Below are 14057 nucleotides of genomic sequence, written 5' to 3' on the forward strand. Positions count from 1 at the left end.
CCTTCGGATTCGCGAATACTCGGGCTGATCAGCAGCTCACGACGCCGGCGCGACGGGGAACGAGCCCACGAGGCCGCCGTCGACGAGGAGGTCCTGGCCGGTGATGTAAGCGGCGTCGTCGGAGGCCAGGAACGCCACCGCCGCAGCCACGTCGTCCGGGTGACCGAGAGAACCCAGCGGTACCTCGGCGGCGTTGCGCGCCTCGGCTTCGGGATCCTGGTTCGCGGCCCGGTACATCTCCGTGTCGATGTAGCCCGGGCTGACCGAGTTGACCCGGATGCCGCGCGGTGCGAGGTCGGCGCCGAGCGTGCGAGCGAGGTTGTGCACTGCGGCCTTGGTCGCGGAGTAGATCGAGGCGATGGGCAGCCCGCGCTGCAACGTCCAGGAGGCGTTGATGACGATCGCCCCGCCGTCGCGCATCAGCGGCAGGGCCTTGCTGATGGTGAAGAAGACACCCTTGAAGTTGACGTCGACGGTGCGGTCGAAGTCCGCCTCGGTGAGCTCGGCGCTCGGCTTGAAGATCCCGACGCCGGCGTTGGCGAACACCGCGTCCAGCCCGCCGCGCCAGGTCTCGATCCGCCGCACTAGGCGGTCCAGGTCGTCCTGCGAGGTCACGTCGGCGCGGACGGGGACGAGCCGGTCCGCGTCGAGCCCTGCGGCGGCGGCATCCAGGCGTGCCTGGTCGCGACCGCTGATGACGACGTACGCGCCTTCGTCGAGGAGCCGACGCGCGGTGGCGAGCCCCATACCGCTGGCACCGCCGGTGATCAGGACGGTCTTGTTCGTGAATCGCTTCATGCCAACGATCTTCAGGCGGCGCAAGCGCCTCCGGGAGTGTCGGCCGAGCCTGGGTCTGGCACCACCAGTCTCAGCGCGCCGCCGGTTCGGCCAGCAGCTCTTCCAGCCGCGGTTCGGTGGCGGTGCCCGGCTTCGGCACGTGCAGCAGCAGCCGGTGTCCCGGCTGATCGGCCAGCGGCAGCGAGCTGTACTCGAAGACCAGCTCCCCGACCGCGGGGTGGTCGACGACCTTGATCCCCTGGGTCGCGCTGCCGATCCCGTGCTCCGCCCAGATGTCGGCGAACGCGGCGCTCACCGCGCACATGTCCTCGGCCAGCCGGCCGAACTCCGGGTCGTCCGGGTAGCGCGCGGCATCCGCCCGGAACTGGCCGACGATCTTCCGCGCCGCGTCCTCCCAGTGGCAGATCGCGGCCCGGTAGCGGGCGTTGGTGAAGAAGCTGACCAGGCAGTTGTGATCGATCTGGCCGTAACCGAACACCTCCTCGGCCGCGCGGTTGACGGCGACGAGGTTCCAGTGCCGGTCGATGACGTAGGCGGGGCGCGGCAGCCAGCCGTCGATCACCCGCCGCAGCTCGGGCGCGACTTCCCGGTCCACCGGTGGCGCCTGCGGTGGGTTGAGCCCCGCCAGCAGGTAGAGGTGTTCGCGCTCGGCGGTGTCGAGCCGCAGCACGCGCGCGATGGCGTCCAGCACCTCGGCGGACACGTTGATCTCCCGGCCCTGCTCCAGCCAGGTGTACCAGGACGCGCCGACCCCGGCGAGCACGGCGACCTCCTCGCGGCGCAACCCCGGCGTGCGCCGCCCGCGCCCGGCCGGCATCCCGACGTCCTCGGGCGTCAGCCGGGCCCGCCGCGAGCGCAGGAACTCGCGCATCTCTGTACTGCGCCGCTCTCGGGCCGCTGCGGGAAGCCGCGAAACATCCATCCGCCCATGCTAGGAACACGCCGTCAGAGCACGCCGAGCAGGATCGGGGCGGCGTTGGTCGCGCCGTGGACGACCAGTAGCGGCCACATCAGGCGGTACTTGCTCCACAGGTACCCGAGGAAGAGCCCCAGAACGCCTTGGTTGACGACGACCGAGGCGAGATCGACGCCGAGTTCACCGTTGCCCTGGATGGCGACGTGCCACACCGCCCAGAGCAGCGAGGCGAGCACGATGGCGGGCCAGCGCCCGAGCAGGACCTCCCACCTGGTCTGCAGCCACCGCCGGTAGAAGACCTCTTCGAGAAAGCTGTTGATCAGGAAGCCCACCACCACCGCGACGATCAGCGTGACGAGATCGACGGTGAACGCCAGGTCGCTCGGCGGCATCGCCAGCGGGCCCGTGTAGCTGAGCACGAACCAGGTCACCACCGGGATCAGCGGCCCCCAGTTCCGCCACGACCCCGGCGCTTGGAGCGCCGACGTCCGAGCCGCGCCCTTGCGGCGCAGCAGCCAGAAGGTCACCGCCGGAACTCCGAGCAACAACACCAGCTTCAGCGCCACGTGAGCCGGTTCGCCGCCCCCGGCCGACCACAGCAGCACGGCGAAGAGCACGGCCGCCGCCGTGAGAACGGACGCCTCGATGCGGACCGCCTTCCCCGCGGGCAGACCGGCCGCCTCCCGCCGGGCATCCGGCGGCACGAGGCGGACGAGCACGATGCCGACGAGCGCCGGAATCCAGCGGTGCCACAGCGGAATGGTGTCGTCGTGGTCGGCGGAGTACCTGATGCCCGTGTTGCCGGTCAGGAACAGCAGGGCGATGGCTCCGGCGAACACGGCCAGCCCCGCGAGGAGCACGACCGTTCCACCGGGCGCGCTCGCCCGCCGCAGTTTATTCAGCACAGCTGTACCGTAACGGTTACCGCACAGATGTGCTATAAAAACGGCATGCCGAAGCTCGTCGACCACGACCAGCGGCGCGCCGAACTCGTCCGTGCCGCGTGGGCCGTGATCAGCCGCGACGGCATCGAGGGCGCCACGGTGCGGAAGGTCGCCGACGAGGCGGGCGTCTCCGCCGGCGGGCTGCGGCACTACTTCGACAGCCAGCGGGGACTGCTCCGCTTCGCGGCGGAAGCGGTGGCCACCAATGCCGGCGCGCGCCTCGCCGAGCACCGTCGCAACGAGCGACCCGGCATGCGGCGGGCCCAGCTGCTGCTGGAGGAGTTCCTCCCGCTCGACGACGAGCGGCGGGTGGAGGTGGACGTGTGGTCGGCCTGCCTGATGCGGGCGCGCGTCGACCACTCGCTCGACGGGCTGCGCAAGACCGCCTGGGAAGGCGAACGGCACGTCTGCCGGATCGCGGTCGCGGACTGCTGCGCCGTGCCACCCCCGGCCGCCATCGGCGACGAGCTCCCCGACGCCCGGCTGGAGCAGCTGGCCAGGCGCCTGCACGTCTTCGTGGACGGCATGACGCTGCAGGCGGCGACCTATCCGCGCGAGCTCCCGGCCGCCGAGGTGCGTCGTCTGCTCCGCGCGGAGCTGGAGCTCGTTTCCCGCTCCGCGAAGGAGAAGCCCCGGACGGGCTGAGCATCCACAAGAGACCGTCAGTCCGCGAGGCCGTCGAGTTCGGCCGCGTTTCCGCCGCCGCTCTGGGCCAGGTTGCGCAGTTCCTGGAGGGCCACCGACAGCATCGACACGTCCGGCTCCGCGGCATCCTTCAGCAGCACGAAGGTCTCCCGGTACATCCGGACGCGGTCGAGGTTGCCGTCGAGCCAGGCGTCGACGAGCCGATCCGGTGGCGTCGATTCGTCCGCGCCGTGCAGCGCGGCGGCGGTGAGCCTGCGGCGCTGGGTGAGCAGGTCGTCGCGCAGCGATGCCTTGGCCAGCATGGTCCAGTGCGAGTCGCTCACCTGTTCCACCGCCTGTTCCTTCAGCCAGTCGAGGTCGAGCCGCTCGCCCAGCGCGAAGTACAGCCCGGCCGTCCACTCCAGGTCGCGGCCGGATGCCCACGAGATCTCCGCGATGTCCATGCCCGAGCACAGCGGGTCGAGCACGAAGACCCGCTCGCACAGCCGCTCCGGGACGCCGGTCCCGGCTAGCGCGGCGATCGCCCGCTCCACCCGCCGCCGCTCCCGCCCGGTGAGCCGGCCGCGCAGGGTGTGGGCCAACCGCAGCATCGCCGGCCGGAACCGCCGCACCTCGACCGCCGTGTCGATCTCCCGGCGGTTGCGCAGCAACCACAGCGCCACCTGCTCGACGACCTCGCGGACCGCAGCCAGCAGCCGCAACTGGGCATGAGCGTGCCGGGGCAGCTCCAGGGCGTCGATCTCCGCCCAAATCGCGGGCAGGTCCAGCAGGTCGCGCGTCGCGACGTAGACCCGGAACGGCGCACTGAGATCGCCGGTGAGCTGCATCAAGCGGCGCAGCACCCCCGATCCCAGCCGGTTGATCATCTCGTTGGCCAGCACGGTCGTGGCGATCTCCCGGCGCAGCGGGTGGGCCTGGATCTCGTCGGCGAACTCGGTGCGCAGCGCCGGGGGCAGGTACTCGACGATCCCGGCCATCACCTGCGGGTCGTCCGGCACCGCCGAATCGAGCACCATCCGGTGGAACTGGTTCTTGCTGTGCGCGAGCAGCATGGCCAACTCCGGCCGGGTCAATCCCAGCCCCAGGGCCCGCCGTTGGGCGATGACCTCGTCGTCCGGCAGCGACTCCAGCACCCGGTCGAGGAAGCCCTCGCCCTCCAGGAATCGCATCAGCTGCAGGTTCCGGTCCAGGGTGGTCTGGCCGAGCGCTTCGCTGACGCTGATGGACTGCGCCTGCCGGTAGTTGTCGGCCAGCACCTGCTCGGCGACCTCGGCGTCGATTTCGGCGAGCAGCCGATCGCGGCGCTGCGACGGGATCCCACTGGCCGAGTCCAGCAGGATCTTGAGGTTCACCTCGCGGTCGGAGATGTCGACGCCCGCCGAGTTGTCGATGAAGTCGGTGTTGATGCGGCCGCCGCGCAGGGCGAACACGATCCGGGCGGGTTGGGTGAACCCGAGGTTCCCGCCCTCGGCGACCACCCGCGCCCGCACCTGGTCCGCGTCGACCCGGGCACCCTCGTTCGCCCTGTCGCCGACCTGTGCGTTCGACTCCGCGGCGGCCTTGACGTAGGTGCCGATGCCGCCGTTGAACAACAGGTCGACCGGCGCCCGCAGGATCGCCTGGATGAGCTCGTCGGCGGGCAGCGATGCCACGTCGACGTCGAGGACGCGTCGGACCTGCGCGGTCAGCGGGACCGACTTCGCGCTGCGGGCGAACACCCCGCCGCCGGGCGAGGTCAGCGTCGGGTCGTAGTCCGCCCACGAGGAGCGCGGCAGGCCGGACAGCCGGCGGCGCTCGGTCCAGGACACCAGCGGATCCGGTGCGGGGTCGAGAAAGATGTGCCGGTGGTCGAAGGCGGCGACCAGTTTCACGGTGCGCGACAACAGCATCGCGTTGCCGAACACGTCACCGGACATGTCGCCGATCCCGGCCGCGGTGAACTCGTCGCGCTCCGGGTCCACGCCCAGCTCGCCGAAGTGGCGGCGCACCGATTCCCAGGCGCCGCGCGCCGTGATGGCCATCGCCTTGTGGTCGTAGCCGCGCGAACCGCCCGACGCGAACGCGTCGCCCAGCCAGAACCCGTACTCCGCGGCGATCGAGTTCGCCAGGTCGGAGAACGCAGCGGTGCCCTTGTCCGCGGCCACCACCAGGTACGGGTCGTCGGAGTCGTGGCAGACCGTGTCCGCCGGCCGGAGCACCGCGCCGCCGCGGCGGTTGTCGGTGACGTCGAGCAGCCCGCGGACGAACATCGTGTAGCAGTCGCGCACTTCCGCGGCCACGGCCTCCGGGTCGGTGCTCGGCGGCGGTCGTTTGACGACGAACGCGCCCTTGGCGCCCTGCGGCACGATGACCGCGTTCTTGACCATCTGCGCCTTCAGCAGGCCCAGCACCTCCGCGCGGAAGTCCTCCGGGCGGTCCGACCAGCGGATGCCGCCGCGAGCCACCTTCGCCGCGCGCAGATGCACGCCCACCACGCGTGGCGAGTAGACGAACGTTTCCACGGCGGGCCGAGGCCCGGGAAGGAAGGGCAGTTCGCCCGGGTCGAGCTTGAGCGTCAGGTGCGGCTTGGCGTGGCCGTCGCGCCCGCGCTGGAAGAAGTTGGTCCGCACCGCCGCGAGCACCACGGTCCGCACCGCGCGCAGCACTCGGTCCTCGTTGAGGTGCACCACCGAATTGAGTGCCTCCTCGACGCGGGAGTCCAGCGCGACCTGCCGTCCGGGGCCGGCGACCGCCGGGTCGAAGCGGGTCCGGAACAGCGCCACCAGCAGCCTGGTCACCTCGCAGTGCGTGAGCAGCGTGCGCTCCACGTACGACTGGCTGAACGTGACGCCGCCCTGCCGCAGGTACGCGTGGATCGCGCGCAGCAGCACCACATCCCGCCAGCCGATCCCGGCCTTCAGCACGAGCTGGTTGAAGCCGTCGTCCTCCGCGTCCCCTCGCCACACCGCGGTGAACGCGGCCGCCACCAGGTCTCGGGCCACCGGGTCGGCCAGCAGCGCGGAATCCCTCGGCAGCAGCTCGAACTCCTCGACCCGGACAGCGCCGCGGCCCGCCGGACGCACGTCGAACGGCCGGTGGTCGGCGATGCGCAGGCCCATGTTCTCCAACACCGGGAACACGTCGGCGAGCAGCGCCGGACGCGGGCTCGACCACAGCAGCGCGAACCGGGCGTTCGCGCCGGAACCCAGCAGCGGCAGCATCGTCAGCCGGGGCCCCGCACCGGGCCGGAACTCCTCCAGCGCGCCGACGTCCAGGGCCGCTTGGCCCGCGGAGAACACGTCCTGGTAGCCAGCGGGAAACGCCTCCGCGTACCGGGCGAACAACCGGCGCCCTTCGGCGGAGCCGTACCGATCCGCCAGCTGGACGCGGAGCTCGTCCTGCCACGACTCGGTCGCGGGAACGACCACCGGCCACCACCCCCTCGACGAAACGAGGGCCGCATCGACGGTCCTGGCCCGAGTCTAGGCGGCCGCCACCGGGCCCACATCGCGCCGGGCACCACCCGCCACGGCACAGCATCTCCGCCCCAGCCGCCCCCGCCGACGGCCCCGGCCGTTCATCCACATCGGACGATCACCGAGCAGGCCCGGACCGCCGAACAGATCAACGACGCTGCGCCGACCGAGCGGCGTCGCAGAAGTGCGGCCGGGCACCGGGACGACCCGCGATCGGGCCCACCCCGGCCGATTCCTCCGATTGATCGACGACTAATGGTGGTTCACTTGAGCCGAATAGCGGGCGAGGCGTAGCTCAAAAGGACATGCCACCGACATCGGGCCGATCGAGAATCCTTCAAGGGTTTCCAAAGCAACGTAAAATATTGCTGGTATATACCTGCAATAAGTCACCCATTAGTACGAATCCGCTGTTCATGCAGCTTTAAATGGAATATCAATTCATCGACAAATTGGACAAAAGAAATTCAACTAACCGCAGTAGCGCAAATCGGTCACCGAGATTTTTCGCAATTAAAGCGTGTGAAGTTTCCCATACTTAATGACGATGCGCGGCGGATAGCGCGACCCTAGGTTGTGATCGCGGACCAACGCGGTATTCGCCGCGACGTTTCTCCGCGAGACCGGGAGAAGTGACCATGTGCGCAGCACCGATCCGGGATGCCGAAGGAGCACCCGGACGATTCCCCGAAGACCGGACGGAAGGCAACGCCGGTGACGCACTGCTGAGACTGGGCCGCCTGGTGTCCAAAGCGGACACCTCCGCGGACCTGCGCGCGGTGTACCGCAAGGGCGGCCGCGAGGGCGACGCCTTCTACCGCGACCGGTGGAGCCACGACAAGGTGGTGCCCTCCACGCACGGCGTGAACTGCACCGGCTCCTGCCGGTGGAACGTGTACGTCAAGGACGGCATCATCACCTGGGAGGCGCAGGACACCGACTACCCGAGCGTCGGCCCGGACCGGCCCGAGTACGAACCGCGCGGCTGCCCGCGCGGCGCCTCGTTCTCGTGGTACTCCTACTCCCCCACCCGCATCCGCTTCCCGCACGCCCGCGGCGTGCTGGTGGAGATGTACCGCCGGGCCCGGCGGGAGACCGGCGATCCGGTCGCCGCCTGGAAGTCCATAGTGGACGATCCGGAGCAGCGGGCGCGCTACCAGCGGGCGCGCGGCAAGGGCGGGCTGGTCCGCATCACCTGGGACGAGGCGGTCGAGATGATCGCCGCCGCGCACGTGCACACCATCACCGCGCACGGCCCGGACCGGATCGCCGGGTTCTCCCCGATCCCGGCGATGTCGATGGTCTCGCACGCGGTCGGCTCGCGGTTCATGGCGCTGATCGGCGCGCCGATGCTGTCGTTCTACGACTGGTACGCGGACCTGCCGGTCGCCTCGCCGCAGGTGTTCGGCGACCAGACCGACGTGCCCGAGTCCGCGGATTGGTGGGACGCCGCCTACCTGATGATGTGGGGTTCCAACGTGCCGGTGACCCGCACCCCGGACGCGCACTGGATGACCGAGGCCCGCTACCGGGGCCAGAAGGTCGTGGTCGTCTCGCCCGACTACGCCGACAACACCAAGTTCGCCGACGAATGGCTCGCGCCGCACCCAGGAACCGACGCGGCGCTGGCGGTGGCGATGGGCCACGTGGTGCTCAAGGAATTCTTCGTCGACGACCCGACGCCGTTCTTCACCGACTACGTGCGGCGCTACACCGATCTGCCGTTCCTGGTCAGCCTCGTCGAGCGCGGCGGCGGGCTCGTGCCGGGCAAGTTCGTCACCGCCGCCGACCTCGGCGGCGAAGGCGCCCACGAGGAGTGGAAGACGGTGCTCCTCGACGACGCGACCGGCGAACCCGTGGTGCCCAACGGATCCATGGGATTCCGCTGGAACGACGGCGAAACCGGGCGGTGGAACCTCGACCTCGGCGCCGTGACACCGCGGCTGAGCCTGCACGGCCACGACGCCGAAGCGGTCGAGGTGATGCTGCCCCGCTTCGACGCCCCGGACGGCACCGGCGCGGCGGTCACCCGCGGTGTCCCGGCGACCCGGCTGCGCCCGGACGGCCCGCTGGTGACGACGGTCTTCGACCTGCTGCTAGCGCAGTACGGGGTCGGCCGCGAGGGCCTGCCCGGCAGCTGGCCGGCCGGCTACGACGACGCGGACCAGCCCGGCACGCCCGCCTGGCAGGAGCAGATCACCTCGGTGCCCGCCGCGCGGGCGGCGCGGATCGCCCGCGAGTTCGCCGACACCGCGATCCGCTCCAAGGGCCGGTGCATGATCCTCATGGGCGCGGGCACCAACCACTGGTTCCACTCCGACGAGGTGTACCGGACTTTCCTGACCCTGCTGATGCTCACCGGCTGCCAGGGCCGCAACGGCGGCGGCTGGGCGCACTACGTCGGCCAGGAGAAGGTCCGGCCGCTGACCGGCTGGGCCACGCTGGCGTCCGCGGCGGACTGGCAGCGCCCGCCCCGCCAGATGATCGGCACCGCCTGGTTCTACCTGCACACCGGGCAGTGGCGCTACGACGGGCTCACCGCGGACGCGCTCGCCTGGCCCGGCGCGGCCGGGACGCTCGCCGGCGCGACGGCCGCCGACTGCCTCGCCCGCTCGACGCGCGCGGGCTGGATGCCGTCCTACCCCACCTTCGACCGCAATCCGCTGGACCTCGCCGACGAGGCCGAGGCCGCCGGGCTCGAACCCGTCGAGCACGTCGTGCGGGAACTGCGGGAGGGGCGGCTCGGTTTCGCGGGCGAGGACCCGGACGCGCCGGCGAACTGGCCGCGGGTGCTGACGGTGTGGCGCTCCAACCTGCTGGGCTCGTCGGCCAAGGGCAACGAGTTCTTCCTCAAGCACCTGCTGGGCACCGACGCGGCGCCGCGCTCGACGGAGCCCGAACAGCCGCCCGCCGAGGTGCACCGCGCCGAGGCGGCCGAGGGCAAGCTGGACCTGCTGCTGTCGCTGGACTTCCGGATGACCAGCACCACGCTGTTCTCCGACGTCGTGCTGCCCGCCGCCACCTGGTACGAGAAGCACGACCTGTCCTCGACGGACATGCACCCGTACGTGCACTCCTTCACCGCCGCCGTCGACCCGCCGTGGCAGTGCCGCACCGACTTCGACGCGTTCCACGCCATCGCCGCGAAGTTCAGCGAGCTCGCCGAACGGCACCTCGGCGTCCGGCGGGACGTGGTGGCGACCGCGCTCGGCCACGACACCCCGGGCGAGGCGGCGCAACCCGGCGGCGTGCTGCGCGACTGGCGCAGCGGCGAAGTCGACCCCGTTCCCGGCCGCACCATGCCGGCGCTCACCGTCGTCGAGCGCGATTATCCCGCGGTGGCCGCGAAACTCGGCGCGGTCGGCCCGCTGCTGGACAAGCTCGGCACCACGACCAAGGGCTACACCGTCGAGGTCGGCCCGGAGCTGGCGTGGCTGGCCGAGTCCAACGGGGTCGCGGTCGGCGGGCCGGCCGCGGGCCGCCCGCGGCTGGACACCGACCGCCGGGCCGCCGACGCCATCCTCGCGCTGTCCGGCACCACCAACGGCCGGCTGGCAAACGAGGGCTTCCGGGCGCTGGAAGAGCGGGTCGGACGCGACCTGACGCACATCTCGACCCACCACACCGGACACCGCGTGACCTTCGCCGACACCAGGTCCCGGCCGGTGCCGGTGGTCACCAGCCCGGAGTGGTCCGGCGACGAGTCCGGCGGCCGGCGCTACTCGCCGTTCACCATCAACGTCGAACAGCTCAAGCCCTGGCACACCCTCACCGGCCGCCAGCACTTCTTCCTGGACCACGACTGGATGGCCGAGCTCGGCGAGCAGCTGCCGCTGTACCGGCCGCCGCTGGACCTGCACCGCCTGGCAGGCGAACCCCGGCTCGGCCCGGACGGCACCGCCGAGGTGGTGGTGCGGTACCTGACGCCGCACTCGAAGTGGTCGATCCACAGCGAATACCAGGACAACCCGATCATGCTGACGCTCTCCCGGGGCGGGCCGACGTTCTGGATGAGCCCGGCGGACGCCGCCGCCATCGGAGTCGCCGACAACGACTGGGTGGAGGCCGTCAACCGCAACGGCGTCGTGGTCGCCCGCGCGGTCGTGTCGCACCGGATGCCCACCGGCACCGTGTTCATGTACCACGCGCAGGACCGGACGGTGAACGTGCCGAAGAGCGAGACCACCGGCCGGCGCGGCGGCATCCACAACTCGCTGACCCGCGTGCAGATCAAGCCGACGCACCTCATCGGCGGCTACGCCCAGCAGTCCTTCGCGCTGAACTACCACGGTCCCACCGGGAACCAGCGCGACGAGATCACCGTCATCCGCCGCCGCGACCAAGCGGTGGAGTACTGACGCGGAGCGTCGAAAAGGAGTACTGATGCGCGTCATGGCACAACTGGCCATGGTGATGAACCTGGACAAGTGCATCGGCTGCCACACCTGCTCGGTCACCTGCAAGCAGACCTGGACCAACCGGGGTGGCGTCGAGTACGTCTGGTTCAACAACGTGGAAACCCGCCCCGGACAAGGATATCCGCGCCGCTACGAGGACCAGCGGCAGTGGCGCGGCGGCTGGGAGCTCGACCGCCGCGGCCGGCTGAAGCTGCGCGGCGGCGGGCGGCTGCGCAAGCTCGCGACGCTGTTCGCCAACCCGGACCTGCCGGAGCTCGACGACTACTACCAGCCCTGGACCTACGACTACCGGATGCTGCTCGAAGCGCCGCTGGGCGACGACACCCCGGTGGCCCGCCCCAACTCGGCGATCACCGGGCGCCCGGCGAACGTCCGATGGGGACCGAACTGGGAGGACTCGCTGGGCGGCACGCCCGAGCACGGCGAGGCGGATCCGGTGGTGGCGAAGCTGCGCGACGAGCTGGGCACCCGCATCCGGTTCGAGTTCGAGCAGTCGTTCCTGTTCTACCTGCCGCGGATCTGCGAGCACTGCCTCAACCCGTCCTGCGTCGCGTCCTGCCCGTCCGGCGCGATGTACAAGCGCGCCGAGGACGGCATCGTGCTCGTCGACCAGGACCGCTGCCGCGGCTGGCGGATGTGCGTTTCCGGCTGCCCGTACAAGAAGGTCTACTTCAACCACAAGACCGGCAAGGCCGAGAAGTGCACCTTCTGCTACCCGAGGATCGAGGTCGGCCAGCCGACGATCTGCTCGGAGACCTGCGTCGGCCGGCTGCGCTACATCGGCGTGCTGCTCTACGACGCCGACCGGGTCGGCGAGGCGGCGGCGGTGACCGACGAGCACGGGCTCTACCCGGCGCAGCGCGATCTCTTCCTCGACCCGGACGACCCGGAGGTGGCGGCGGCGGCCGAGCGGGCGGGCATCCCGCACGACTGGGTCGAGGCGGCCCGGCGCTCCCCGGTCTACGACCTGATCTGCCGGTACCGCGTCGCGCTGCCGCTGCACCCGGAATACCGCACCATGCCGATGGTCTGGTACATCCCGCCGCTGTCGCCGGTGGTGGACGCCGTCGCCGAGACCGGGTTCGACGGCGAGGACGCCGGGAACCTCTTCGGCGCCATCGACGCGCTGCGCATCCCGATCGAGTACCTGGCCGAGCTGTTCACCGCGGGCGACATCGGCCCAGTGCGCGACTCCCTGCGGAAGCTCGCGGCGATGCGCTCCTACATGCGGTCGGTGAACCTGGACGAGCCGCCGGACGAGGGTCCGGTCCGGGCGGCCGGGCTGGACACCGCGGAGCTGCGGTCGATGTACCGGCTGCTGGCCATCGCGAAGTACGACGACCGCTACGTCATCCCGACCGCGGGCATCGGCGACGCGCACGAGCTGGAGGCGCTGGCGACGACGTGCAGCCTGGACACCGACGGCGGCCCCGGCATGGGCGGTCTGCGCTCGGGCAGCACCGACCTGGTCGTGTGGGACGAGGGCGGGCGCCCGGAGGGCATGTTCCCGACGCTGCGCGGGGAGAAGTCGTGAGGCGCCGCCGACCGGATTCCCGGTCGCGCGCGCTGGTGCGCCAGATCGCCGCGTGGTGCCTGCACTACCCCGACGCCGAGCTGGCTGGGCGGATGGGCCTGCTGCGGGAATCCCTCGGCGAGATCGCCGGGACCGACCCGGCGCAGCACCTGCGCCGCATCCTGGATCACCTCGCGGGAACACCGGCGCAGGAGGCCGAGCAGCACTACGTCGAGGTGTTCGACGTCAGCCCCCGCCGCGGGCTGTACCTGACCTGGTACGTGCACGGCGACACCCGGTTGCGCGGTGGCGCGCTGGCCGAGCTGGCGGGCCTCTACCGCTCGCACGGATACCGCGTCGGCGGCGGTGAGCTGCCGGACTACCTGCCCGCGCTGCTGGAGTTCTCGGCCGCCGAGCGGCGCGAAGGCGAGCGCCTGCTCGGCCAGTTCCGGCCGGCGATCGAGGTGCTGCACCGCAAGCTGGCCGAGCTCGGCACGCCCTACGCCGGGGCCGTGCAGGCCGTGCTAGACGTTGTGCCGCAGCAGCGCGAACGCGATGTCGTTCCCGCGCAACCGCCGACCGAGCAGGTCGGCCTGCAGCCCTTTTCGCTCACCCTCCAGGAAGGCCGCCGATGACCAGCCCGATCGATGTGGTGCTGTGGGCCGTGCTGCCGTACGTCGTGCTCGCCGTGTTCGTCGGCGGCGCGGTGTGGCGGTACCGGTATGACAAGTTCGGCTGGACCACCCGGTCCAGCCAGCTGCACGAATCCCGCCTGCTGCGGATCGGCAGCCCGCTGTTCCACTACGGACTGCTGTTCGTCGTCGGCGGGCACGTGCTCGGGCTGGTGGTGCCGAAATGGCTCACCGAGCTGTTCGGCGTGACGGAGTCGAACTACCACCTGGTGTCGCTGGGCATGGGCACGTTCGCGGGTTGCGCGGCGCTGGCCGGGCTGCTGGTCCTGCTGTGGCGGCGGCTGCGCAACCACGCGGTGCGCGCCGCGACCAGCCGCAGCGACCTGTTCACCTACACCGCTTTGACGGCCACGATCTGCCTCGGCCTGTGGACGACCGTCATCGACAACGGCGTCCGCGGCCCGTACGACTACCGCGACACGATCGGGCCGTGGTTCCGCGGGATCTTCCTGCTGCAGCCGCACCCGGAGCTGATGGCGCACGCACCGCTGGACTACCGGCTGCACGCGCTGCTCGGCCTCGCCCTGTTCGCGCTGTGGCCGTTCGGCCGGCTCGTGCACGCCTTCAGCGCACCGGTGCACTACCTGTTCCGCCCCTACGTGGTCTACCGCAGCCGCAGCGGTGACCGCGTGGGCACCAGGCAGGCGCCGCGGGGCTGGCAGCGGCTGTAACGCGG

Annotated in this window: 9 protein-coding genes; 5 read left to right on the plus strand and 4 right to left on the minus strand. The window is 71.0% G+C overall.

Annotated elements, in window-relative coordinates:
- Window positions 1-36: 36 nt before the first annotated feature.
- The 3 genes from AC07FN_RS26695 to AC07FN_RS26705 all read right to left on the minus strand — a co-directional run bounded on the left by AC07FN_RS26695 (window position 37) and on the right by AC07FN_RS26705 (window position 2619).
- Window positions 37-798: an SDR family NAD(P)-dependent oxidoreductase gene (locus AC07FN_RS26695; RefSeq protein WP_478398109.1), complete on the minus strand. Its 762-nt coding sequence runs from the start codon at window positions 796-798 to the stop codon at window positions 37-39.
- Between the two features lie 70 nt (window positions 799-868).
- Window positions 869-1720 carry a helix-turn-helix transcriptional regulator gene (locus tag AC07FN_RS26700; protein ID WP_478398110.1) on the minus strand — a complete coding sequence of 284 codons (852 nt, stop codon included), beginning with the start codon at window positions 1718-1720 and terminating at the stop codon, window positions 869-871.
- A gap of 23 nt (window positions 1721-1743) precedes the next feature.
- Window positions 1744-2619: a lysostaphin resistance A-like protein gene (locus AC07FN_RS26705; RefSeq protein ID WP_478398111.1), complete on the minus strand. Its 876-nt coding sequence runs from the start codon at window positions 2617-2619 to the stop codon at window positions 1744-1746.
- A 45-nt stretch (window positions 2620-2664) separates the two neighbouring features.
- Between AC07FN_RS26705 and AC07FN_RS26710 the strand changes: the two genes are divergently transcribed.
- Window positions 2665-3303, plus strand: coding sequence for a TetR/AcrR family transcriptional regulator (locus tag AC07FN_RS26710; protein WP_478398112.1), 639 nt, complete (start codon window positions 2665-2667; stop codon window positions 3301-3303).
- A 17-nt stretch (window positions 3304-3320) separates the two neighbouring features.
- Here AC07FN_RS26710 and AC07FN_RS26715 read toward each other — a convergent pair whose 3' ends face one another.
- Window positions 3321-6710, minus strand: a complete 3390-nt coding sequence (locus AC07FN_RS26715) for an NAD-glutamate dehydrogenase domain-containing protein (protein ID WP_478398113.1) — start codon at window positions 6708-6710, stop codon at window positions 3321-3323.
- A 686-nt stretch (window positions 6711-7396) separates the two neighbouring features.
- On the opposite strand from AC07FN_RS26715, the gene AC07FN_RS26720 reads away from it, so the two are divergent.
- From AC07FN_RS26720 to narI, 4 genes are read left to right on the plus strand one after another with little or no spacing between them, the layout of a single operon-like run.
- A complete protein-coding gene (locus AC07FN_RS26720) occupies window positions 7397-11116 on the plus strand; it encodes a nitrate reductase subunit alpha (RefSeq protein ID WP_478398114.1) in 3720 nt (1239 codons plus the stop codon).
- A gap of 25 nt (window positions 11117-11141) precedes the next feature.
- Window positions 11142-12710, plus strand: coding sequence for a nitrate reductase subunit beta (narH, locus tag AC07FN_RS26725; RefSeq protein ID WP_478398115.1), 1569 nt, complete (start codon window positions 11142-11144; stop codon window positions 12708-12710).
- Window positions 12707-13324, plus strand: a complete 618-nt coding sequence (gene narJ, locus AC07FN_RS26730) for a nitrate reductase molybdenum cofactor assembly chaperone (protein ID WP_478398116.1) — start codon at window positions 12707-12709, stop codon at window positions 13322-13324. The genes narH and narJ overlap by 4 nt, the downstream gene beginning before the upstream one ends.
- Window positions 13321-14052 carry a respiratory nitrate reductase subunit gamma gene (gene narI, locus AC07FN_RS26735; RefSeq protein WP_478398117.1) on the plus strand — a complete coding sequence of 244 codons (732 nt, stop codon included), beginning with the start codon at window positions 13321-13323 and terminating at the stop codon, window positions 14050-14052. The genes narJ and narI overlap by 4 nt, the downstream gene beginning before the upstream one ends.
- The last annotated feature ends 5 nt before the right edge of the window (window positions 14053-14057 follow it).

The organism is Saccharopolyspora sp. NPDC045941 (assembly GCF_056431445.1).

What these genes read in the sequence shown, in the direction of transcription:
- AC07FN_RS26695 (WP_478398109.1), bottom strand. Translation starts at nt 798, where the DNA reads ATGAAGCGATTCACGAACAAGACCGTCCTGATCACCGGCGGTGCCAGC.
- AC07FN_RS26700 (WP_478398110.1), bottom strand. Translation starts at nt 1,720, where the DNA reads ATGGATGTTTCGCGGCTTCCCGCAGCGGCCCGAGAGCGGCGCAGTACA.
- AC07FN_RS26710 (WP_478398112.1), top strand. Translation starts at nt 2,665, where the DNA reads ATGCCGAAGCTCGTCGACCACGACCAGCGGCGCGCCGAACTCGTCCGT.
- AC07FN_RS26720 (WP_478398114.1), top strand. Translation starts at nt 7,397, where the DNA reads ATGTGCGCAGCACCGATCCGGGATGCCGAAGGAGCACCCGGACGATTC.
- narH (WP_478398115.1), top strand. Translation starts at nt 11,142, where the DNA reads ATGCGCGTCATGGCACAACTGGCCATGGTGATGAACCTGGACAAGTGC.
- narI (WP_478398117.1), top strand. Translation starts at nt 13,321, where the DNA reads ATGACCAGCCCGATCGATGTGGTGCTGTGGGCCGTGCTGCCGTACGTC.